The organism is Paenibacillus sp. TAB_01 (assembly GCF_043945595.1).
In the GTDB taxonomy this organism is placed as follows: domain Bacteria; phylum Bacillota; class Bacilli; order Paenibacillales; family NBRC-103111; genus Paenibacillus_S.
Map to the genome: position 1 here is coordinate 2,598,765 of NZ_JBIFNP010000001.1, position 22,583 is coordinate 2,621,347.

General features: G+C 50.6%; 18 protein-coding genes, 2 pseudogenes and 1 other annotated feature. Of the genes and pseudogenes, 16 read left to right on the forward strand and 4 right to left on the reverse strand.

The genetic code is table 11. The annotated features are described in order from the left end of the window. Positions 1-189 precede the first annotated feature (189 nt). Entirely contained in the window at positions 190-618 is a 429-nt protein-coding gene (locus ACHHV8_RS12635; RefSeq protein WP_395158578.1) for a universal stress protein, read from the reverse strand. A 226-nt stretch (positions 619-844) separates the two neighbouring features. Here ACHHV8_RS12635 and bluB point away from each other — a divergent pair, with 226 nt between their 5' ends. After that, entirely contained in the window at positions 845-1,492 is a 648-nt protein-coding gene (bluB, locus tag ACHHV8_RS12640; RefSeq protein WP_395158579.1) for a 5,6-dimethylbenzimidazole synthase, read from the forward strand. A 208-nt stretch (positions 1,493-1,700) separates the two neighbouring features. Here the strand turns inward: bluB and ACHHV8_RS12645 are convergent, their stop codons facing one another. Both ACHHV8_RS12645 and ACHHV8_RS12650 read right to left on the reverse strand, forming a co-directional pair. Beyond that, the gene (locus tag ACHHV8_RS12645; protein WP_395158580.1) at positions 1,701-2,171 is read right to left on the reverse strand and encodes a heme-degrading domain-containing protein; all 471 of its coding nucleotides are present in this window, start codon (positions 2,169-2,171) and stop codon (positions 1,701-1,703) included. Positions 2,172-2,286: 115 nt separating this feature from the next. After that, positions 2,287-3,270, reverse strand: coding sequence for an AraC family transcriptional regulator (locus ACHHV8_RS12650; protein WP_395158581.1), 984 nt, complete (start codon positions 3,268-3,270; stop codon positions 2,287-2,289). A gap of 255 nt (positions 3,271-3,525) precedes the next feature. Between ACHHV8_RS12650 and ACHHV8_RS12655 the strand changes: the two genes are divergently transcribed. The 10 genes and pseudogenes from ACHHV8_RS12655 to ACHHV8_RS12700 all read left to right on the forward strand — a co-directional run bounded on the left by ACHHV8_RS12655 (position 3,526) and on the right by ACHHV8_RS12700 (position 14,168). Then, a complete protein-coding gene (locus ACHHV8_RS12655) occupies positions 3,526-4,530 on the forward strand; it encodes an oxidoreductase (RefSeq protein WP_395158582.1) in 1,005 nt (334 codons plus the stop codon). Positions 4,531-4,695: 165 nt separating this feature from the next. Further along, a complete protein-coding gene (locus ACHHV8_RS12660) occupies positions 4,696-5,025 on the forward strand; it encodes a cyclic-phosphate processing receiver domain-containing protein (protein ID WP_395158583.1) in 330 nt (109 codons plus the stop codon). 301 nt (positions 5,026-5,326) lie between these two features. Further along, entirely contained in the window at positions 5,327-6,805 is a 1,479-nt protein-coding gene (locus ACHHV8_RS12665; RefSeq protein WP_395158584.1) for an Lsa family ABC-F type ribosomal protection protein, read from the forward strand. 352 nt (positions 6,806-7,157) lie between these two features. After that, the gene (locus tag ACHHV8_RS12670) at positions 7,158-8,897 is read left to right on the forward strand and encodes a dihydroxy-acid dehydratase domain-containing protein (protein ID WP_395158585.1); all 1,740 of its coding nucleotides are present in this window, start codon (positions 7,158-7,160) and stop codon (positions 8,895-8,897) included. Continuing rightward, entirely contained in the window at positions 8,863-9,312 is a 450-nt protein-coding gene (locus tag ACHHV8_RS12675) for a dihydroxy-acid dehydratase domain-containing protein (RefSeq protein WP_395158586.1), read from the forward strand. The genes ACHHV8_RS12670 and ACHHV8_RS12675 overlap by 35 nt, the downstream gene beginning before the upstream one ends. A 19-nt stretch (positions 9,313-9,331) precedes the next feature. Beyond that, positions 9,332-10,264, forward strand: a pseudogene (locus ACHHV8_RS12680) (U32 family peptidase). 136 nt (positions 10,265-10,400) lie between these two features. Then, a complete protein-coding gene (locus ACHHV8_RS12685; RefSeq protein ID WP_395158587.1) occupies positions 10,401-10,820 on the forward strand; it encodes an Rrf2 family transcriptional regulator in 420 nt (139 codons plus the stop codon). Positions 10,821-10,909: 89 nt separating this feature from the next. Further along, the gene (locus ACHHV8_RS12690) at positions 10,910-11,773 is read left to right on the forward strand and encodes an SDR family oxidoreductase (RefSeq protein ID WP_395158588.1); all 864 of its coding nucleotides are present in this window, start codon (positions 10,910-10,912) and stop codon (positions 11,771-11,773) included. A 349-nt stretch (positions 11,774-12,122) separates the two neighbouring features. Further along, positions 12,123-12,887, forward strand: coding sequence for an SDR family NAD(P)-dependent oxidoreductase (locus tag ACHHV8_RS12695; protein ID WP_395158589.1), 765 nt, complete (start codon positions 12,123-12,125; stop codon positions 12,885-12,887). A 279-nt stretch (positions 12,888-13,166) separates the two neighbouring features. Continuing rightward, on the forward strand, positions 13,167-14,168 hold the full coding sequence (locus ACHHV8_RS12700) for an ABC transporter substrate-binding protein (RefSeq protein WP_395158590.1): 1,002 nt from the start codon (positions 13,167-13,169) through the stop codon (positions 14,166-14,168). A gap of 186 nt (positions 14,169-14,354) precedes the next feature. On the opposite strand, the gene ACHHV8_RS12705 is transcribed toward ACHHV8_RS12700, so the two are convergent. Next, positions 14,355-15,806, reverse strand: coding sequence for an IS1182 family transposase (locus ACHHV8_RS12705; protein WP_395158591.1), 1,452 nt, complete (start codon positions 15,804-15,806; stop codon positions 14,355-14,357). 205 nt (positions 15,807-16,011) lie between these two features. Between ACHHV8_RS12705 and ACHHV8_RS12710 the strand changes: the two genes are divergently transcribed. From ACHHV8_RS12710 to ACHHV8_RS12730, 5 genes and pseudogenes are all read left to right on the forward strand, one after another. Further along, positions 16,012-16,455: a MarR family winged helix-turn-helix transcriptional regulator gene (locus ACHHV8_RS12710; protein ID WP_395163487.1), complete on the forward strand. Its 444-nt coding sequence runs from the start codon at positions 16,012-16,014 to the stop codon at positions 16,453-16,455. Between the two features lie 93 nt (positions 16,456-16,548). Beyond that, positions 16,549-16,829: a binding site (T-box leader), on the forward strand. Positions 16,830-16,913: 84 nt separating this feature from the next. Continuing rightward, positions 16,914-18,575 (forward strand): 2-isopropylmalate synthase, encoded by a 1,662-nt coding sequence (locus ACHHV8_RS12715; protein WP_395158592.1) that lies wholly within the window; start codon positions 16,914-16,916, stop codon positions 18,573-18,575. Between the two features lie 377 nt (positions 18,576-18,952). Beyond that, positions 18,953-20,674 (forward strand): extracellular solute-binding protein, encoded by a 1,722-nt coding sequence (locus tag ACHHV8_RS12720; RefSeq protein ID WP_395158593.1) that lies wholly within the window; start codon positions 18,953-18,955, stop codon positions 20,672-20,674. 67 nt (positions 20,675-20,741) lie between these two features. Beyond that, a complete protein-coding gene (locus ACHHV8_RS12725) occupies positions 20,742-21,671 on the forward strand; it encodes an ABC transporter permease (RefSeq protein ID WP_395163488.1) in 930 nt (309 codons plus the stop codon). Between the two features lie 15 nt (positions 21,672-21,686). Continuing rightward, positions 21,687-22,564: pseudogene (locus tag ACHHV8_RS12730) on the forward strand (carbohydrate ABC transporter permease). Positions 22,565-22,583 lie beyond the last annotated feature (19 nt).

Genomic DNA, 22,583 nt, shown 5'->3' on the forward strand with positions numbered 1-22,583 from the left:
AAACAACGGGCAAACAGGAGTGGCGGAGAAAGGGTTTTAGTCTAAATTTCATTGCCGTAAAAACATATTTCAACTTGAAAAAAGGTTCTCGCCAATGATCGATGGCAAGAACCTTTTGCCGTTTCCGCCGAGCGGCCGCCGTACCTTAAACCGGTTCGGAAGACGTGTCAGTAAGAAACGTCTTAACGCTTATTTTATGACAAGCACCGGAATTTTGGCATGCTGGACAATATTATGGCTGACGCTGCCGAGAACAAATTCGCCGATGGCGTTCAGCCCTCTGCTGCCGACAACGAGGAGATCGGCGCCGGTCTCCTCGGCATAATTCAAAATTTCCTTAGTTATCGCACCGCTTCGCACTTCAATATGTATGTTGGTTAAATCCGCGGCAACCGTTTTGATTTTTTCGGTGATCTGCTCGGTGTACTGCGCTTTATTTTCAACGGCAGCAGGCGGAATGAACACAGCTGTATCTACAAAATAAGTGGGAAGATTGAATACATGAATGACATCCACTTTGGAATAATGGTTTAGCTTTGCCAGTTTCAAAGCGGAATCAAGCGCTTTTTCAGCGGTTTGGGAGCCATCGTAAGCTACTAAAATTTTTGAATATAACATGTCGGATTCACCTCGTTAATTTGATAGTTTTATTGTAACTGCTGCTCTGGCGAAATGATGTGATTTATAGCACATTTTGTAAAAAAATAATAGAATGCTTTATCGGCAAGCCGCTTACATAAAGGTTCAGGAGAAACGGCGCATTTCAAAGAAGGCGGATATGTAGTATAAATGGAAACATGTAGTATATTATAGATATAAGATTGATTTAACGGAGGACGAGTGGATGTTTACCCAGCAGGAACAGGAAGCGTTATATAAGATTATTTATACAAGAAGGGACGTCCGGACGTTTCTGCCTGATGCTATACCTAAAGAAACAGTCATGAAATTATTAAATGCGGCCCATCATGGCCCTTCCGTCGGATTCATGCAGCCGTGGAATTTTATTCTCATTACAGAGGATACAGTGAAGGAACGATTGGCTTGGGCGGCTGACAAAGAAAGACGGGCGCTAGCCATTCACTATGAAGAAGACAGGCAGGACGAGTTTCTGCAACTCAAAATTGAAGGGCTGAAACAAGCCCCGCTGACCATCTGTATAACGTGTGATCCGACAAGAGGCGGATCGCATGTATTGGGACGCAACTCTATCCCTGAGACGGATATTTTGTCTACCGCTTGCGCCATTCAGAATATGTGGCTGGCGGCAACGGCCGAGGGTTTGGCAATGGGATGGGTCAGCTTTTATAAAAAAAGCGATGTTCGCGATATTTTGCAGATCCCTCCGCATATCGAGCCCGTTGCGCTTCTTTCTGTAGGCAGGACGGAGCATTACCCAACCCAGCCTATTCTAGAGTCTGCGAACTGGGAAAAGCGAAGGGCGCTAGAGGGGCTTATTTTTCAGGATACTTGGGGACATCACGCGGATTGAGTCTGCACCGGCCCTTGCGCAGCACTGCAGGTTCTCATAATCTTTTTGCTCAACGCCTTTATCCGGCGGATCAAAGCAAAACCTCCAAATGCGATGGCATTTGGAGGTTTTGTTCTTTTTCAGCAGCGATGCGGACTACAGGCTGCCGCGGGTACAATCGACTGTCCTGCGTGCCGCAAATACAAATGCGTCTCAGGAGCCTTGCTCGTTATAATTCTTGTCTGCCCACAAATTCCCGGAGCACTTGGGTGACCAGCCTGTGATCATCCACATACTCGGAAACGCTGATCGTCCCGACCGGGCCTACATCCTTAATAATAATCGGGAACGAACCGCCGTAAGCGGCATATTCCGCAGGATCCAATAAAAATCGTTGCTGCAGCGTTCTGCCTGTCGACTTTAACAAAACTTCCATATATTTCGAACTGTGTCCGAAACGGTCTACGACCCTGCTTTTGCGCAGCACCCATTCATCATTGTCTGCGGAAGTGCCGGGCGACGCATAGTGGAAAAGCTGCTGGCCGTTTCTGCGTATGTCCACAGTTACGGTTTTGTTCTCAAGCCGCACGACTTCCGCAATTCTGCAGCCGATCTGGAGTGCCGTTTCATTGGTGAAGCGGGTAAATTGCAGTTCCTGCTCCTCCTGCAAAAGCTCATGAAGTAAGTCGGTATATTCCACTGACTCTAACCCCTTTCAATCTATCATTATACTAGATTTAGTATATATTGATTTTTAAGGAAATAGAATCCTTTTCTTCTGCGAATGGCCTTCGTTTAGACGGTTCGCCGGGCTTTCAGACGAAGCTCTTGGCAGGAGAGAGCAGCCGGCTGTTTTCGAGCAGGCCTGCCGCGGCGTTTTTTTTCACCGCTTTAATATCTTGCAGAGGGGGGAGCCCGAATAATCGGCGGTATTCCCGGTTAAATTGGGACGGGCTTTCATAGCCGACTTCCAGCGCGGCCGTCGTTACATCCATGGAACCGCTCAACAAGAGACGCCGGGCTTCTTGAAGGCGAAGCTGCTTTTGATACTGCAGCGGCCCCATGCTCGTGACCGCTTTGAACTTGTGATGCAGTCCCGAAACGCTCATGTTGTTTGCTTTCGCCAGCTCTTCGACGGTAAAGGAACGGGTGTAATGATCTTTAATCCAGGCAATGGCATTGCCGACTCCTTCCGCTTGCTGGTCAAAGAACACCTGTTGAAAAAATAAGTGTCCGTATTCGCCCGATAGCAGCTTGTATATCAGTTCCCGCTTGACGAGCCCCGACAGAAAGAGGGCTTCGCTTTCAGGCTTATCCAGCAGCCTGAGGAGGCGGATAAACAGCTCAAGCAGCTCGGTATCGGTTTTTCCGATGAACGCTCCTGCGTTTGCGGTTTTGTCTTGCGGCTTTAATTGCGCCTCGGCAATCACGGATGCGATTTCCCGGGTCGTGAAGTCAAGGCGTAAACCGATATAAGGCACGGCTTCGCCGGTGCTGTTCACCTGTGCATTTCCCGGTAAGGCGATCAAAGAAGTGAGAAAATCGCCTGCCCGCGCTAAAATAATATGCTCGCCAAACAGAAGCTTTTTGGAGCCCTGCAGAATCAGACAAAAGGAGGGCGTCAAAACAACGGGAATCGGGGGGGTCTGTTGACTGTACCGGTTTATCGTCAGAAACGGAATCGATGTCGGATGCCGTCCATCGGAGACGGCTTTTCTTTTCGTCAAGGCCGTGAGCTGCTCCAATGCTGGTTGGCGGACTTCATCCAAATCGGGGATGCCGCTAAGCTCCTCATCCATACTTGATGCCTCCTTTGCTAGAGTTCATCCGGTTCACAGCGTGCTGCTAAGCTGCTTCGGCATTGTATTATCGGTGCCGATGTCAGACTACATTATACCCGCATTGCGCAAGGAAGCAAGCAGGGCGCATGCATTCGAAACGAAAAATTGCAGCTTTAGGCAATTTTTAAGCAGTAATAATCAAGCTTGCGGCCGCTTTTTCGGAGATAATGGACCTATGCAAGAGGTTAGAACCGTAAGAGGAGGAAAACAGCAATGACTAAACAATTACCTATCGGCTCCGGCTTCGGGGCGGCATCGACCACCGCCGATGTGATATCGGGCATCGATCTGAGCGGCAAAATCGCCATAGTAACGGGCGGCTATTCCGGTCTTGGCCTGGAAACGGTGCGGACGCTTCGCTCCGCCGGAGCACAAATTATCGTGCCGGCGCGAGATTATAACAAGGCGAAGAACGCACTTCAAGGCATCGACGGCATTGAAATTGAAACTATGGACCTGCTTGATCCCGGGTCGATAGATGACTTTGCCGGGAGGTTTCTCGCCACCGGCCGTCCGCTTCATCTATTAATCCACAGCGCAGGCATTATGGCTTCACCGCTGGTGCGCGATGCGAGAGGTTATGAATCGCAATTTGCGACCAATCATCTGGGGCACTTTCAGCTTACCGCGCGGCTTTGGCCTGCACTGAGCCAAGCGGGCGGGGCGCGCGTCGTATCCGTTTCGTCGAAGGGGCACCGCTATTCGCCTGTCCGGTTTGAAGATCCCCATTTCGAGCGGGGGGATTATGACCGCTGGGCGGCCTACGGCCAATCGAAGACAGCGAACATCCTTTTCGCGCTCGAACTGGATAAGCGTGGACGGGAGGCAGGAGTGCGCGCCTTCTCCGTTCATCCGGGAAGCATTGCCGGCACGGGACTTGAAAAGCATCTTTCTCTCGAGGAGCTCGTTGCCGGCGGGGTACTCGACGAGCACGGGCAGCCGATTCTTGATCCGGCCAGACAGTTAAAGACGGTCGAGCAAGGAGCGGCGACCATCGTATGGTGCGCGGCAAGTCCGGCGCTTGAGGGAATAGGAGGCGTGTATTGCGAAAATTGCGAGGTAGCTCAGCTGATGATCGAGAGCGGGCAGGGAACGAGCATGCAGGATGGGACACGCCTCTCGGGTGTACTGCCCTATGCGGTTGACCCAGCCGCTGCCGAACGGTTGTGGAAGCTGAGCGAACAGCTTACCGGGGTGGAGATCGGCATGTCGTCTTAAGCGCAGCCGCCGCTTTCCCCAGCAAAGGGCGGCAATGCCCGGTAAGCGCAGAGCCGGCAGCCGCTTCCACGCCTGCGGCCCAGTCAACCGCACGTCAGCCCAAACAACCCGACAGATTCGTTCATATCGTATACGATAACGGTGCCGAAACTGAGGTTGAGCTCGATGATTAACGTTTTCCTGGATGATTTACGTCCGCGGCCGAAAGGCTATTTACTTGCGAGATCCGTACAAGAATGCATAAAGCTCATACGCAGCCACGAAGTCGGCGTATTATCGCTGGATTATAATTTAGGCAGAGGCAGGCCGACAGGCGCCTCTGTTGTGGGTTATATTATCAAGAAGAAACGCTATCCAAAGAAGATCATTCTCCATACGGCCGATCGCTCCGGCCGCCGACGCATGTACCGTGTTTTGAAGAGAGGCATGCCCAAGACCGTGAATGTATTGATTCGGCCGAAGCCTACATTTGTGGGAAGCCGCAGCACCGGATAAATTTGGAAGCCGGCGGTTGCTATTTGAAAAAGGGTATGGTAAGATACACTTAATTTAATGACTGGAGTTGAATAGGATAATGTAATTTTTCTTGCAGCTGTATAAAACAATAAAACAACCATAGCGACAAGCTACGCATGTTTTATTTTTTATATGCAAGAAAGTTACTGAATCTTTTCAACTCAAACGGGATAACTCCTTTTCTAACCCTGGATCGGGTTAGATTTGCTGTATTCATTTGAGCTACAAGAAAGGTAACTTTCTTGTAGCTTTTATTTTTGTCCTACAGGAGGATTATTTCATGTCATTAATCAATGTAAGCAAACTGACCTTTGCCTATGACGGCAGTTACGATAACATCTTCGAAAACGTAAGCTTTCAAATCGACACTGACTGGAAGCTGGGCTTTACAGGAAGAAACGGCAGAGGGAAAACGACCTTTCTTAACTTACTGCTAGGAAAATATGAATACAGCGGGACGATTTCGGCCGATGTCACCTTCGAGTACTTTCCTTACCCGGTCGCGAATACATCGGACCAGACCCTGGATGTCATCAGCGAGATTTGTCCCGACTATCTTCATTGGATGTTAATGCGCGAGCTGTCCTTGCTGCAGGTGGCCGAGGATGTGTTATACCGGCCGTTCGACACCTTGTCCAACGGAGAGCAGACGAAGGTGCTCTTGGCGGCGTTATTTCTGAAGGAGAACAGCTTTCTGCTTATTGATGAGCCGACAAACCATCTCGATATGAACGCAAGGAAGCTGGTCAGCGGCTACCTTCAATCCAAGAGCGGATTTATACTGGTTTCCCATGACAGAGCATTTCTGGATAACTGCGTGGATCATATCTTGTCCATCAATAAGACCGATATCGAGATTCAAAGAGGCAATTTCTCCGACTGGCGGGAAAATAAGCAGAGGCAGGACAGCTTCGAGCTCGCGGAGAATGAGAAGCTGCGCAAAGACATCAAGCGCTTATCGGATTCCGCCAAACGAACGAGCGGCTGGTCCGATGAAGTCGAGAAAACGAAGAACGGCACCAGAAACTCCGGTTCTAAGGTAGATAAAGGATATGTCGGCCACAAGGCGGCCAAAATGATGAAGCGCTCGAAGTCCATAGAGCAGAGGCAACAGGCCGCGGTTGAGGAGAAGTCCAAGCTTCTGAAAAATATCGAAAGCTCGGACAGCCTAAAAATAGCACAGCTGGTTTATCATAAGAATCAGCTGGCGGAGCTTGACGGAGTCTCGATTTATTATGGAGAAAAGACGGCCTGCTCGGACGTCAGCTTTACGATTGAGCAGGGAGATCGCATTGCGCTGTCGGGTAAAAACGGCTCGGGCAAATCAAGCCTTATCAAATTGATCTGCGGCGAGGATCTGAATTATACCGGTACGTTCCGCAAAGGAAGCCAGCTGAAAATATCGTACGTTTCCCAGGACACCTCTCATTTGCAGGGCAATTTAACGGACTATGCCAGGCATCACGGCATCGACGAAAGTCTGTTTAAATCGATTTTAAGAAAGCTGGACTTTGCGAGAGTGCAGTTTGAAAAGGACATCTCCGCTTTCAGCGGCGGACAAAAGAAGAAAGTGCTGATTGCCAAAAGCCTATGCGAAAAGGTTCATTTGCATATTTGGGATGAACCGCTTAATTTTATTGATATCCTCTCCCGCATGCAGATTGAAGAGCTGCTGCTTGAATACTCGCCGACCCTTCTTTTTGTCGAGCACGACAGCGAGTTTTGCAAACATATTGCTACCAAGATCGTAGAGCTTTAATGCTCAGGGACCAAAGGCGGACCTCCGTTTCAATGGACGGAAGGGCCCGTCTTTTTGACCTATCCGCTTTATAAATATTCGGGGCCCCGCAAAGTACCTGAGTCCGCTCCGAAGCCTAAGCGCACTTTGTGGGGTTGTTTTGTCATTTGAAGGGATACCCGTTGCTTCCAATGTATGGTATAGTTCCATTAACGGTGCCTCTCGCAAGCAGACGGCTTTGGCATTTGACACGGATAAGCAAGGGCGAAGGTATCGGCCGCAGACCTGCTGTTCTTACATCTCAGGCCGCACGGGATGCGGCGGATGGGACAACGGCTCCCATTCGATCCTAATGACAGGGTGGATGCAGAAAATGATACTTGGGATGAATTCGTATCAAGGAAATGTTCAAGGCAAAGCAAACGAACCGATTACGGTAGCAGGCTTACTCGATCGTGCCTGGGGAAGCCTAGGGGGCAGTGCCCCGGACTGGTCGCTGGACCGCATTTATGACCGGCTGGAGCAGAATGCGCCCCGCATTGCGGTCATAGGCGGCTCGCCGGACCATCCTGCGCACATCATGGACCTGGAAACGGTGTATAAAGCCGCGTTGAAAATATGGAGGGAGGGCGGAGTGCCCTTTTACTTCAGTACACCGGTGCTTTGTGACGGAACTGCGCAAAACAATATGGGGATGTCCTATTCCCTGCAGAGCCGCAATGCGATTGCGGAAATGGTCGTGAACCAGATGGAAGCGCATTCATATCATGGAGCTTTCGTCATCCAGGGCTGTGATAAGCAGCCGCTCGGCGTGCTGAGCGGGTTGGCGCATTTGGATCTGATCCGACGCAGACGCGGAGAGCATCCGGTGTTCGCGATGTTCGCCCCGGCCCATGTGCTCAAGGGAGGCACGATACCGGACCATGTGAGGCGGGAATTGGAAGCGCTCACAGCCGAGGCGAGGTCGGCGGGATATGAGGACATTGCCGAAGACATTGTAGAGGCGGTCAGCTATATTCTTCAGTGCTCCTCCAATACATCGTTCCAAGGGGTATTTCAACGGGCGGTAGCCTGTCAATTGATTACCGAAGAAAGGCACAAATGGTTTGAGAAGGAGCTGGCGGTGCACACCTGTGATTCCAAGGGCGGAATATGCGCATTCCACGGAACGGGGAACAGCTCCCGCGATGTGACGGCGGCGCTGGGTTTTGTGTACCCTGAACTGGAATTGCTTACGGAACCGCCGACGCAGGCTCAAGTCGACCGGGCGGTCGAAAGCTTATTTTCTATTATACAGCGTCCTGAATGCAGCGTCGGTGAGCTGCTGAGGGCGAATATTCGCAATGCGGTCCGGATTCACAGCTCGGGAGGCGGCTCGACCAACCTGGTAATGCATATCGTGGGAGCGATGATTTACGCCGGATATCCGTTTTCCTTGGAAGATATGGAAGCGATTCTGCTGGAGCACCCGATCCCCGATTTGTTCGACTACAGTCTGACGGAGGGCCGAGACATCTACGTATTGGCGCAGCAGTGCTGCTCGGGCCAAATTCGCGGAACCGAGACGCTGATGTACGAGCTGGTGCGCAACGGCGTGCCGATGGATTTGGATGCGCCTACGGTAACCGGTCAGAGCTGGAGAAGCCGGATGGCGGATACGCAAGGCCTCGCGGCGGACGGCGTGAAGACCAATCCGATTATTTTGAGCAAGCCTAAACGCAGCTTCAGCGGCGTCGATGTGCTGCGCGGCAATTTCTTTGAGCAGGCTGTCGTAAAAATAAGCGGCATGCCGACCAAGCAGCTGGATCTATTCGATAATAAGATCGCTTTCGTGGTCTATTTCGAACACGAAGAGGAAGCGAACCGGCGGCTGCTGGATGTTCATCTGCTTGACGGACTGAAAGCGGACAGGGTCTTCGATATAGAGCATATGAGACGGATGGCGGCCCATAACGGAGGCATAGCCTATGAAGACATTCAGGCTTTGGATTATGACCGGCTGTTTGACCGCATGATCGAGCAGGAGTGGATGCGTCTGGCTTTCATTATCTCCGGTCAAGTGACCGGAAGCGTTCGGCATGCCCGAAATGATGACGCCGATGCAGCATATTAACGCGCACCGGCAGTTAAAGCGGATGTCGACTTTGATCAGTGACGGAAGGTATTCGGGCGTAACCTTCGGTGCGGCCATAGGCCATATGACACCGGAAGCGTTCCATCGGGGAGAAATTTTATATTTGCAGGACGGCGATCTGCTGCAGCTGCGGCTGCGCGGCCGGGGGATCGATCTGCTGAACGCGGGCAAATTTGCAGAAGGAACGATCGAGCTGAATCCGGCGGGCGAAATCTCGTGTCAGCGACAAGCTTTAGGGGAACAAAGGCTGCACGGGCTGCGCCAGCGGCAAAGAATGGTGGCCGCGACGAATCGGCTCCGCGACTGTACCGACGCCTCCCGCGGCGTTGTGCCGCAAGGCGTGGCCCTGGAGGCCGAGCTGGATTGGCGCCGGGCAGATCAGGAATACAAATAGCAGAAGGAGGCGGGGCATTGTGGATCAAGCCAAAGCATTATTAAAATCGTTGGGCTTTCTCGAACAGGAAGCCTATCACCTGCCGTCATCGGACAAGAGGTTTCCGGACGGAGCGCAGTATCGGGTGGAGATCCCGAGTGTAGAATGACCGGAAGCGTTAAAGGCCGTGTTTGAAGAGGCGGATCGCTACGGCGTTACCGTTCACCGGGTTTCCCAAGGCAGCGGGATCATGCTGCTGACCGACGAGGAGATTGCCGAGATGGTATCGCTGTGCGCTGCACGCAAAGTGGAATTAAGCTTGTTTGCAGGTCCGAGAGGGACATGGGATATTAGCGCGCTGCCGTTGACGCCCGGCGGGAAATCCGCGGGCCTGCGGCATGAAGGGATCGACCAGCTCGTCTATGCGATGGAGGATCTGATCCGCGCGAACCGCTTAGGCGTGCGGGGAGCTCTTGTGGCCGATGAAGGGCTTCTTCTGCTGACAAAGGAAATGAAGAAAGAGGGCTTGATCGCGCCTGATTTTGTCGTGAAGGTGTCGGCCCAGATGATGGCCTCGAACCCCGTTTCCATTAAGCTGATGCAGGATATCGGGGCGGATACTTATAACGTGCCGACGGCGCTGACTCTGCCGAAGCTTGCGTCCATACGCCAAGCCGTAGATATTCCGATCGATTTTTATGTGGAAGCTCCGGACACGCTGGGCGGCTTCATCCGCCATTATGAAATTCCCGAGCTTATCCGTATTTTATCTCCGGTCTATATCAAGTTCGGACTGCGGAACCATCCCGATGTATATCCGAGCGGTCTGCATCTGGAAGGAGTCAATGTCCAGCTGAGCCGCGAACGGGTCCGGCGAGCAGCCTTGGGTATGCGCATCCTTCAACAATACGGGGCGGAGCTGACAACCTCCGAGCTCGGCTCCGCGGGACTGGGTGTTCCTGTTCAAGCTTAACTGCTAATCCGGGAAGGCTGTTAAATAAGAATGGAAGAGCAGGGGCTTCGGCTGCCTGCTCTTCGTTATTCCGGGTTAAAATATTGACAATCATTTTGATTGTAACTATAATTGTTACAACGGTGGTGATACTACATTGAAGCAAATCAGTACGCGTTTTTCCATTGCTGTTCATACGCTCTCTCTCATAGCAGTCAGTCCGAATGATTGTACCGGTGATTTTATCGCCGGAAGCGTGCAGACGAATCCCGTGGTTATCCGGAGAATTATGGGGATGCTGAAGAAAGCGGGATTTGTAGACGTTCGGCCTGGAGTGGGCGGCGCTTCCCTGCTCAAGTCTCCCGATCAGATTACACTGCTTGATATTTATCGGGCTGTAGAGGTGACGGAGGAGAACCAGCTGTTCGGTATCCATGAGAATTCCAATATTGCATGCCCTGTCGGGCGCAATATCGAGCACGTTCTCCAGGAGGAATTGAGGGATGCTCAGTCCGCTATGGAACAGCGGCTGGCACAAACGACAGTTGGCCAATTGATTGGCAAGTTTAGTAAATAAAAGCTCTTTTTTAGAGCTCTTATTCATACACACGTTGTAACCTATAATGTTATAACTGAATTAACTACAACAACTTGGAGGAATGGAAAATGAAATTATTAGTTACAGGCGCAACGGGAAAATTAGGCTCGAAAGTCGTAGAGACACTGCTAAAATCGGTACCGGCCGATCAGCTTGCCGTAAGTGTGCGCAACCCGGAAAAAGCGGAAGGCCTTCGTGCACGGGGAGTCGACGTCCGTCATGGCGATTTTGACCGCCCGGAAACGCTGGACACCGCTTTTGCAGGGATGGACCGGATCTTGATCATTTCGGCGGATGGAGACAATGAAACCCGGATTCGTCAGCATACGGATGCAGTAGAAGCCGCCGCTCGCGCAAAAGTCAGTTTCATCGCTTATACGAGCTTGGTGAATGCAAGTGCCAGCAAGCTGTTCTTGGCCCCGCCGCACCAAGCTGCAGAACAAGCGATACGGAAAACCGGCATTCCGTACGCGTTCCTGCGCAATAACTGGTACCTGGAGAATGAGACAGGCGGCATTCAAGGCGTGCTGGCCGGAGCGCCATGGGTAACGTCCGCGGGAACGGGCAAAGTCGGCTGGGCGCTGCAGCAGGAATATGCGGAAGCCGCGGCGGCCGTCCTTACAGGCAGCGGGCATGAGAACAAGGTTTACGAGCTGTCCGGAAAGCTGCTGACACAGGAACAATTTGCATCGGCGCTCGGCGCTGTATTGGGCAAGGATGTGCCTGTACGGCAGGTTGACGATGCTGCATATGCAGACATCATGAAGCAGGCGGGCGTACCGGATTTCGTCATTCCGATTCTTGTGGGCATACAGCAAGGCATTCGGGAAAGAGAGCTGGAGATCGAAAGCGGCGATTTTGAAAAGCTGCTTGGCCGGCCGTTAACGCCAATTAACGAAGCGTTGAGCCAGCTCGTAAGTACAATTTCCTAAAATACAATCATTTCGTAAATTATGTTCCTGCAGCCGCTGTTGAAACCGGGAATTGAACCGGATTCATGCTGTTATTTTCACGGATTTCAACGGCGGCTCCTAAACACTCCGTACGGTATCTTACCGTCAGGCACATAACACCGTTTTTCTTTATTCTTTACCGATCGTTCTCGAAATGGTATGATGTTACCCGAGGGGAGCTTGAGGGCACGAAGCAAAGTAAGCGGTGAGAATGGAGTGCGAATCGCGGATTTTTTAGAATGATCGTTCTCATAATGTACTTTTTCTCAATCGGCTTCAAAAACCTCAACCGCCCGTTTGGATTAAAATAAAAAGGAGTCGATGTAAGATGACGGCAGCACAAGAATTAAACGGTAAAGTGGCTTTTGTCACCGGCGGAGCCCGCGGCATTGGATTGGAAACGGTGCGTGGTCTGGCCCAGCTCGGGGCGGCGGTCGTGATTGGAGCCCGCGACGCGAATCAAGGCAAAGAAGCGGCCGAGCGGCTTAAGCAGGAGGGTCTTAACGTCGAAAGCATTCAAATCGATGTCAACGTGCATGAAGATCATGAAGCTGCCTATAGCTACTTCGATAAGAAGTATGGAAAGCTTGATATTTTGATTAACAATGCAGGAGTATTGCTGGATCAAGAAAGTGTGTCCGTCGAGGTCGTGAACCGGACCAGCACACTGCCGCTGAAGGTGGTGCGCGACACCTTTGACGCCAACTTTTTCGCTCAAATTGAGCTCACGCAGATTCTTCTGCCGCTGATCCGCAAATCCGAGGCCGGCCGTATCGTAAATCTTTCCAGCATTTTGGGCTCGCTTTCTCTGCAAGCAGACCCTGGCTCGCCTGTTTATAACATGAAAACATTTGCCTATAATGCATCCAAGGCGGCGCTCAACGCGTTCACGATCCACCTGGCAGCCGAGCTTCAGGGAACGCCGGTTAAAGTCAACTCGATTCACCCTGGATGGGTTCGCACCCGGCTGGGGGGAGACGCGGGGCACATCGATGAAGCGGAAGGCAGCCGAACCAGCATTATAGCCGCTACATTGCCGGAGGACGGGCCGACCGGTTCCTTCTTTTTCCTGGAAAATACACTGCCATGGTAATCCGAACAAGCGGGTTTCCGGTCATGTCTTGCACATAATAGAATGATCGTTCTCGAAAGAGGATTAGGCCATCCGATTGCCGTCATATTTGGCAGAACCTTCTATACTCTATCCTTACGATAGATTGTATAGGAGGTTTTTTTGACGGCGCTGAGCTGAACAACGACAATTTTGTAAAAGTGATTGACAAACATTTTCTATCTTAGTACTATAAAGCTTGCCATTGATAATGATTATTATTATTAGTAATAGTCGACTACATAGGAGGTCTAATGACGAATGAAACGGAATTTTATGAAATCTAGCTTGCGGCCTGCAGCTCTAATGGCTATTCTGATGCTGCTTTCCGTATGGCTTGTCGCTTGCGGACAGAAACAGACAGAACAGCAAGGTTCAGCCGCACCGGCTGGAGAAACGAAGACAAATACGGATGCGCCGCGTAAAATCAAGCATGCGATGGGGGAAACGGAAGTTCCTGCGCACCCGCAGCGTGTTGTTATTTTGACTAATGAAGGTACGGAAACATTATTGACGCTTGGCGTTAAGCCTGTTGGCGCTGTCAACTCGGCATACGGAAATCCTTGGTTCGACCACATCAAAGCGGACATGGAAGGCGTGAAGCCGCTTGGCGGCGAATCGCAGCCGAACCTGGAAGCTATTGCAGCGTTGAAGCCTGACTTGATTCTGGGCAACAAAATGCGTCAGGAAAAGGTTTACCAGCAGCTGTCTGCTATCGCGCCAACCGTATTCGCGGAGACGCTTCGCGGTGAATGGAAATCGAATTTCTCCTTGTTTGCCGATGCGCTGAATAAGAAGGCGGAGGGCGACAAAGTTATTGCGGACTACGATAAACGCATTGAAGATTTCAAAGCGAAAGCCGGAGACCAGCTGAAGGATAAAGTGGCGGTTGTACGGTTTATGGGCGGCAAAACCAGATTTTATTTCGGCGATATGTTCACAGGCGCTGTATTCAAGCAGATCGGTATGCCGCGTTCGGATCCGAAAAGCGACGAGAAGGCGTTCGAGGACATTACGAAGGAGCGTCTGCCGGAATTGGAAGCGGCGAACCGTGTGTTCTACTTCACTTACGATACCGGTGACGGCAAAGGAACAAGCCAGGAGCAGGAATGGCTGAACGATCCGTTGTGGAAAAATTTAAAAGTCGTAAAGAACAACAAAGTGTTCAAAGTGAATGATGCTACATGGAACACAGGCGGCGGTGTGAGATCGGCTAACCTGATGCTTGACGACATGTACAAAATTTACGGAATAACGAAGTAAGCCCGAATCAGCAGAGCTGATTTGCAAGCACGCTATGAACTGAACAAATCCCTGATGAGAAACATCGCTTCTTCAAGTGAGGCCACTGAAGAACTAAGCATTGTGGGCAAAAATTTTTCGAACCAACAAAAAGACAGCCAATCATCCGGTATTTGGATGGTTGGCTGTCCCTTTTTGGTGCTAATTTTATTCCGTTAATTTCAAGATTCGCTTTAAATTCACGGCGAAGATTGCCATAGCACCTTGTAGCTCCATACCTAATAGACCCGAGGTTGTGGCTACATCGTACCCGTGTCGGTGTTTGAGTTCGCTGTTCTTCGCTTCAATTTTGTATCGTTCTTTCGCCTTCTCTTTAAAGGCTTCGCTTTCCTGGAAAGCCATTTGCTCCGTGTGCACATTAGATTTTATGCTGACGGAGTAGGATTTGCTCTTCGCGCCTTCCTTGTAGCAACCATCTTTGAGCGGACATCGCTTACACTTCTCTATGTCAAAATAATACGTGTCCGTTTGGTTTGCTCCAACGCCTTTCTTGCCCTGACGTGCTTTTCGAATCGCTAGATGACCGGCTTTGCAGACATACATGCCTGCATCTTTATTGAATTCAAATTCGTCTTCTTTCTTCCGCCCGCCTTGTGTAATCTGAGGATTGAGCTTAGAAATTAACGTCAACTCGTGCTCCTTACTGTACAGCAGGTTGTCCTTCTCTGAGTAAGCCGTGTCCCCAATGACCGTTTTGACCTCCATACCAGCTGCTTGGCTCTTCTCAATGAGCATCTGCAATTGTTTCCCATCATTCTTCTCACCCGTTGTTACAATGGCAGCCGTAATCATCCGTTCTTCGGTCATCGCGAGATGTGTTTTGTAACCAAAAAATGAGGAATCTGCCGTTTTGTGACCTACTCGCGCATCGGAATCGTTTTGATGTTGCAGTCGTTCCGTATCATCTTGCACCGTTTCCTTTAGCAGATTGAGCGGCTCCAGAACTTTGGGGATTTGGGCGATACCAGAATTGGTTTCAAGAAACTGAATCAGATTGTTGCAGTATGCTAATTCATCTTCTAGCACATCGCTCACATTCTTGGCGGGGAGCTTGGCTTTCATGGATTCGTCTACGGCGTAGATGGCTTTTCGCAGTTTGCGAGCGCGGTCTTGAAGTACTTCACGAGGCGTTTGTTGGTTGTAGCGCGCTTTCGTATGTGTCGCATCTACAATGATGGACGTGCTTTTCAGGATACCTTGCTCGATCGCGATCGTGACCGTTTTCCCGATCAGGAGATCCAGCATATTCGTGTCTTTCAACCGCAGTTTGCGAAATTTTGTTAATGAACTCGCATCAATCACCGGATCTTCCGGTGCCATATTCAAGAAATATTTAAACGACATATCATATCGGGAACGTTCCACAATATCGACGTCGGAAAGGTCAAAAATCGCTTTGAGCAATAGATATTTAAACATTCGAATGGGATCAATAGCATTGCGGCCGTTATGCAGACAGTACTTACTTTTCAATTCTTCATAGATGAATGAGAAATCCACCAACGCATTGATTTGTCGCAGCATGTTGTCCTTGGGCACCACAATATCGTAAAGCGCCGCGTAGGGGCTAATCATCAGTTCCTGCTGTTGTTGAATCATTCCATCACCTACTCTCCATATTAACTCTATTATAAAACAAAAAAGGAACAAACCCCTCAAGAAAATGAGTGCTTGTTCCTGGTTCTGGTTAATTTTTTCAGTGGCTTCTCTTCAAGTAGCGGTGTTTTTTTGTCGATTCCCGGCAGGCAGCGAGCGGTGGGTTATGATATAGTAGAGTTAGGTCCAGGAAAAAAATAGGCGGGTGATGGATATAAAAGTCGATCTGATACGAAGCATTTATTTGGAGATTCGCGAAATTCATCGTCTTTATAATAAACAAAGCAGGAAGGTATTGGTTGACTACGATATAACGATGCCGCAGCTTTATGTTCTGAGATATCTGCTGGAGATGGAGCAGGCACAGAAGCAAGTTACGATAACGGATCTGATTCTGAAAGTCGACTGTTCGCCGAGCAGCATGTCGATCATGATTCAGCGGCTGGAGCAGGAAGGGATGGTCAATGCCGTTCGGGGGATAAAAGACCGCCGCGAGGTTTTCGTGACGATCACGGAAAAGGGCAAGCAAATCCTCTATCCGGTGGAATTGAGCGCGGAACAATTTATCGAAGAACGGTATAAGGATATAGAAAGCAGCGAATTGCAAGCGCTTTATACTTCCCTGCAGAAATTTAAACGAAGCATTGAATAAATACCGGCAGGCGCGCGCCATGCAGGGTCTCACGATTTATTTTCGTTATGGACTTGATAACCTGGTTTAGGTGTTATAAAATACATATAAATATGAAATACGTTGAAAAGGAATAGTAAGGTTTTCAATACATCCAGAGAGCTGTTGGTTGGTGCGAAGCAGCGGTGGAGAAAATCTGAACTCGCCTTGGAGTTGCTCGCTGAACGAACTACAGTAGGTGGAGCCGGAACCTGACCGTTATCAATCAGGAGGATATAAGGTTTGTATGATCGATCGAATCGATGCGACAAACCCGTATCTGTCAGAGTGTATGCCGGTTATGGCATGAATTCGGAGTGGTACCGCGTAAGATGTTACAGTCTTTCGTCTCTGTTAATGAGATGAAAGGCTTTTTTATGTTTCGCCGGATCATGAACGAATCAGCTGCAGCATAATGATGAAAGGAAGGACAGACAACGATGAAAAATGTTGAAAAATACGCAAGAGGTTATTTTATGCCGCCGGAGACCAGCTTGAACTGGACTCGGAAAGAATATATTACAGAGGCGCCGACATGGTGCAGCGTTGACCTGCGCGACGGAAATCAGGCGCTGATCGTTCCGATGAATCTGGAAGAAAAGCTGGAGTACTTTCAATTGCTCGTAGATATCGGATTCAAGGAGATCGAGGTCGGTTTTCCCGCAGCGTCGGAGACGGAATTCACCTTCCTGCGCACTTTGATCGAGCAGAATTTGATCCCGGACGATGTAACGATTCAAGTGCTTACCCAGTCGCGGGAACACATTATCCGTAAAACCTTCGAATCGCTGCAAGGCGCGAAGAAGGCTGTCGTGCATTTGTACAACTCAACCTCCGTGGCGCAGCGGGAGCAGGTATTCCGCAAATCCAAAGAAGAGATTATCGACATCGCTTTGGCCGGCGCCAAGCTGTTGAAGCAGTGCGCGGCGGAAACGGAAGGGAACTTCCAGTTCCAATATTCGCCGGAAAGCTTTACCGGTACGGAAATTGATTTTGCGCTGGAGATCTGCAACCGTGTGCTGGATGTATGGCAGCCGACCGCTGAGAACCAGGTCATCATCAATTTGCCGGCAACCGTGTCCATGTCGATGCCGCACGTCTATGCAAGCCAAATCGAATATATGAGCGAGCATATGAATTACCGCGAGCATGTGATTTTGTCGCTCCATCCGCACAATGACAGAGGAACCGGCGTAGCCGATGCGGAGCTTGGCATGCTGGCCGGCGCTCAGCGGGTTGAAGGAACTTTGTTCGGAAACGGGGAACGGACAGGGAACGTGGACATTGTTACCTTGGCATTGAACATGTACTCGCATGGGGTAGATCCGAAGCTGAATTTTGAGAATGTTCCTGCGATCATTTCCGTTTACGAGCGGCTGACCAAAATGAGAGTAGGCGAAAGACATCCTTACGGCGGCGAGCTTGTATTCACAGCCTTCTCCGGTTCGCATCAGGATGCGATCGCCAAGGGGATGAAATGGCGCGAGGAGAAAGAACGCCAATATTGGTCGATTCCGTATCTGCTGATCGATCCGAAGGATATCGGCAGAGAGTACGAAGGAGATATTATCCGCATTAACAGCCAGTCCGGCAAGGGCGGGATCGGATTCGTGCTCCAGCAAAAATACGGCCTGGATCTTCCGCCGAAAATGCGCGAGCACTTCGGATACTGCGTGAAAAATGTATCGGATCACCAGCAAAAAGAGCTGATGCCCGATGATATCTATGATATTTTCGTGAAGCAGTATGTGAACATCAACACGCCTGTCGAGTTTGTGAAATACCGTTTTACGAATGACGAGGATTTTCAAACCACGGTCACCATCCGGTCCGGTAATGACGTCAAGGAAATTACAGGCACGGGTAACGGCCGACTCGATGCAATCAGCAACGCCCTGCAAACCCATCTTGGGATCGAATACACCGATTTGGTGTATAAAGAGCACGCGCTGGAAACAGGCTCCAAATCTCAGGCGGTTTCTTATATCGGCATCACCGCTAAGGATGGAAGCATGTACTGGGGCTGCGGGACGGATGTCGATATTATGACATCCTCTGTCAAAGCACTGTTCAGCGCCGTGAATCAATTGAGCCGCAATTAAACTAGCGAAAGCGGGAAGCGGCTGCTAGCACATAAATTAAAGCCCGGGACTTTCCCGGATAATAAGGACTTGCCGCCAACATACTTGGAGGCAGGCCTTTTTTTTAACATATCAAAATTTATAATTTCGGGGTCCCGCAAAGTACCTGAGTCTGCTTCGAAGCATAAGCCCCACTTTGTGGGGTTTTTTTGGCACGTAACAATGTGTAAGCTTCGTTGCCGAACATCCCTGAAAGGACGTCGATAGACGGTACTCTCACCACAGCTATAATAAGTTAAGTTTGTGGTATAACCTTGAAACAATGGTATGTCTTTTCCATTGCCGATCCCGTACACTGAATTCAGAACGATCTTCGAATTGAGGGAGGTTACAGGGCAATGGTTAAACGCTTACACAAAAAATGGATGCTGTCGCTGGCGGCTGTTCTGGGCGCAGGCTCCATCGTTGCTTGTTCAAACAGCGGCGCGCCGGGCGGCGTGACGAAGTCCGCTGCGGAAAGTCCGAGGGACAGCAGCGGGAAATTCGATCCGCCGGTTACGATTACGACCGGACGGGTGCTCAGTCCAACCGTGAAATTCAAGGCGGGAGAGACCATTGAGGATAACGTACATACCCGCTGGATGAAGGATAACATGGGGATCATCGTCAAGCACCAGTTTGTCGTCAATAACGATAACGATTTTGATGTCAAAATGCGACTGCTTCTCGCCAGTAACGATCCGCTGCCCGATGCGTTCCAGCTTTCCAACGTCACGCTGATCGACGAGATGATCCAGTCCGGCAAGGTCATGGCTCTGGATGACGCCATCGAGAAGTATGCGCCGCAGCGGATCAAAGACTTGTATGCCAAGTATCCGGATGGCTTCAATATGTTTAAGCGCAACGGGAAAACTTACGGCATTCCCTTCTACGAGAGCTTGACAGGCGGCACGATCATGTGGGCGAGACAGGATTGGCTCGACCAGCTGAAGCTGCCGCAGCCCAAAACGCTCGACGAGATGGAGAAGGTGCTGGATGCTTTCACGAACCAGGACCCGGACGGGAACGGCAAGAAGGATACCTTCGGCCTGGCCTTGTCGATCAAGGACAGGGTGAACGGAGCGCGGGCGACCGCAGACTGGGTATTCGGCGCCTACGGCAATTATATTCCGTTTCAGTGGGGCAAGGACAAGGATGGGAAGCTCGTGTACGGCTCGATCCAGCCTTCGGTCAAGCAGGCGCTCGGCAAGCTGCGCGACTGGATGCAGAAGGGCTACATCGATCCGGAAGCCGGCCTGAAGGACGCCAATAAAGCGGCGGAATCGTTCGTCAACGGCTCGGCCGGGATGGTCGCCGGAGAATATTTTATGTATCCCGTACCGCTGCTGGATACGCAGAAGAACAACCCGAAAGCCAACTTTCAACCGATACCGCTGCCTGCAGGACCGGAAGGTCATATCGGCCGCAATGAGACGCCAATGGTCAAGCGCGGCATGATGTTCAACAAGGATTTTAAAAATATCGACGCCTGGTTTGCCTATTATAATACGATGTTCGGCTACCAGTTTTTTGACAAGGAATCGCCTTTTTATTTGGGCACGCATGATGGCTACGATTATGTGATGCTGGACGGCAAGCCGGTGTACTTCGATTTCGAGAAGAACGGAGTTCCCAAGGACAAATGGCCGCTCCCGGACGGCAAAACGCCGATTGAAGCGAAAGCCTATGCATCTCTGATCGGGGGAACCAACCTCAACCGTCCGTATTCTTACGACGAAGGCATTATGAAGTTCGCCAACGATCCGAAGGCCACGCCGTCGAATCCGATAGAGGACAGCATCAAGGACCGCGTTCCGGTGCATCAGCTTGCGGGCAAGGTGCGGGTGGAGCAGAATAAATACGATATCAAGGATGAATTCAAGGGAGCGCCCACTCAAACGATGCGGACCAAGAAAGAGCTGCTCGAGAAAATGGAAAAGGAAACGTTCAACCAGATCATTTACGGCAAGCTCCCGTTAGAAGCGTTCGATAAATTCGTGAGCGATTGGAAGGCGAATGGCGGCGACCAGATTACGAAGGAAGTCAACGAATGGTACCAATCTTTAGGCGCACAAAAGTAAACGCTATCATTTATATTTTGATATCGGAGAGGCAGTGAAGCAAATGGACAATACCAGGCCGCTCGCCATGCACGGTACCGCAGCGGCAAGCCGCAAATCGAAGCTGGCTTCGTATTTCCGCCAAACGTGGAGCCTGCATGTACTGCTGCTTCCGGCGGCCCTTATCGTGCTGATATACAATTACATTCCGCTGCTCGGCGTAATTATCGCTTTTAAGGAATATAAGCCTTGGCTCGGCATTTTCGGCTCGGCGTGGGTAGGGCTCGATCATTTCAAATACTTATTTACTTATCCCGACAGCAAGCAGGTGATTATCAATACCGTGGTCATTTCGAGCATTAAAATGATCTGCAACCTGATTGTGCCCTTTATCTTTGCGCTGCTGCTGAATGAGGCAGGGAAAGCTGTTATGAAGCGGACGGTTCAAACGTTAGTCTACCTGCCGCATTTTATTTCTTGGGTGATTTTGGGCGGGATTCTGATCGATCTTCTTTCGGTGAAAGGCCTCGTCAATCAAATTATCGGGTGGTTCGGGGTGCAGCCGATCTTATTTCTGGGCGACGGCAGTTGGTTTCGCTTTACGGTCATTATCAGCGACGTGTGGAAGGACTTCGGTTTTCAGGCTGTCGTCTACCTGGCCGCCTTGGCCGGCGTCAATCCTTCCCTGTATGAAGCGGCCGAGGTGGACGGAGCGAACCGCTGGCAGCAGACGGTGCATATTACCGTTCCCGCCATTCTTCCGATCATGACCGTTGTCGGCACCCTGGCCCTCGGCAAAATTCTGGATGCCGGCTTCGATCAAATATTTAATCTGTACAATCCGCTCGTTTACAGCAAAGGCGATATTATTGATACCTTCGTCTACCGTGTAGGCCTTGTCGGCGGACAATTCAGCTTCGCTACCGCGGTCGGGCTGTTCAAATCGGTCATCGGATTTATTTTGGTGGTGTTCGCCTACCGTGCCGCCTATAAATTTGCAAACTACCGAATCTTCTGACGGGATGTGAGCCGTATGCCGTACAAATCCAATGCCTACCGGGTGTTTGAGCTTTGCAACTATACGTTCCTGCTGCTGCTGTCGCTGCTGTGTATCCTGCCTCTGATTCATGTGTTTGCCGTCTCGCTCAGCTCCAGTGCAGCGGCGATGGGGAACAGGGTTACCTTTTGGCCGGTCGAGCTGACCTTCGAGGCGTATTTCGAGACGCTGGGCAACGATAATTTTATTCGGGCGCTTTGGATCGGCGTGCAGCGGACACTGCTTGGAACCTTGATTTCGATGACCGTCATTTCGCTAGCGGCATATTCGCTGTCCAAGGAGGAAGGACGCTTTCGGGGCCGGACGCTTACTCCTGGTATTTCGTGTTCACGATGCTGTTTCACGCCGGGCTGATTCCGACCTACCTGGTGGTGAAGGGGACGGGCTTAACGAATACCATCTGGGCGCTGGTGATTCCCGGCGCGGCAAGTGTCTGGAATCTGATTCTCATGCTCAATTTTTTTCGAACGCTGCCGAGGGAGCTGGAGGAGGCGGCGTTGATCGACGGGGCGGGGCATTTTACGACGCTGTTCCGGATTTTTATCCCGATTTCACTGCCCGCGATGGCAACGATATCACTGTTTACGCTGGTGCACCATTGGAATTCATGGTTTGACGGCATGATCTACATGTCGGATGCACGTCATTATCCGTTGTCCACGTTTCTCCGTTCCATTATCGTCGCCGAGGATTATACGAAGCTCGGCCTGACGGAGGACGATATCAAGAATATATCGCCGCGCACGGTGAAAGCTTCGCAAATTTTTATCGGCGCGCTGCCGATCCTGGCGGTGTATCCGTTTTTGCAGCGGTATTTTGTGAAAGGCATTGTGCTTGGTTCCGTTAAGGAATAAAAACAAATTGAGGAGGCGT

Bases quoted from the DNA above. Each gene is read 5' to 3' on its own strand.
- ACHHV8_RS12725 (WP_395163488.1), top strand. From the start codon at position 20,742: ATGCACGGTACCGCAGCGGCAAGCCGCAAATCGAAGCTGGCTTCGTAT.
- ACHHV8_RS12690 (WP_395158588.1), top strand. From the start codon at position 10,910: ATGAAATTATTAGTTACAGGCGCAACGGGAAAATTAGGCTCGAAAGTC.
- ACHHV8_RS12675 (WP_395158586.1), top strand. From the start codon at position 8,863: ATGCCCGAAATGATGACGCCGATGCAGCATATTAACGCGCACCGGCAG.
- ACHHV8_RS12635 (WP_395158578.1), bottom strand. From the start codon at position 618: ATGTTATATTCAAAAATTTTAGTAGCTTACGATGGCTCCCAAACCGCT.
- ACHHV8_RS12715 (WP_395158592.1), top strand. From the start codon at position 16,914: ATGAAAAATGTTGAAAAATACGCAAGAGGTTATTTTATGCCGCCGGAG.
- ACHHV8_RS12705 (WP_395158591.1), bottom strand. From the start codon at position 15,806: ATGATTCAACAACAGCAGGAACTGATGATTAGCCCCTACGCGGCGCTT.
- ACHHV8_RS12700 (WP_395158590.1), top strand. From the start codon at position 13,167: ATGAAACGGAATTTTATGAAATCTAGCTTGCGGCCTGCAGCTCTAATG.
- ACHHV8_RS12695 (WP_395158589.1), top strand. From the start codon at position 12,123: ATGACGGCAGCACAAGAATTAAACGGTAAAGTGGCTTTTGTCACCGGC.
- ACHHV8_RS12650 (WP_395158581.1), bottom strand. From the start codon at position 3,270: ATGGATGAGGAGCTTAGCGGCATCCCCGATTTGGATGAAGTCCGCCAA.
- ACHHV8_RS12655 (WP_395158582.1), top strand. From the start codon at position 3,526: ATGACTAAACAATTACCTATCGGCTCCGGCTTCGGGGCGGCATCGACC.
- ACHHV8_RS12720 (WP_395158593.1), top strand. From the start codon at position 18,953: ATGGTTAAACGCTTACACAAAAAATGGATGCTGTCGCTGGCGGCTGTT.
- ACHHV8_RS12665 (WP_395158584.1), top strand. From the start codon at position 5,327: ATGTCATTAATCAATGTAAGCAAACTGACCTTTGCCTATGACGGCAGT.
- ACHHV8_RS12670 (WP_395158585.1), top strand. From the start codon at position 7,158: ATGATACTTGGGATGAATTCGTATCAAGGAAATGTTCAAGGCAAAGCA.
- ACHHV8_RS12660 (WP_395158583.1), top strand. From the start codon at position 4,696: ATGATTAACGTTTTCCTGGATGATTTACGTCCGCGGCCGAAAGGCTAT.
- ACHHV8_RS12710 (WP_395163487.1), top strand. From the start codon at position 16,012: ATGGATATAAAAGTCGATCTGATACGAAGCATTTATTTGGAGATTCGC.
- bluB (WP_395158579.1), top strand. From the start codon at position 845: ATGTTTACCCAGCAGGAACAGGAAGCGTTATATAAGATTATTTATACA.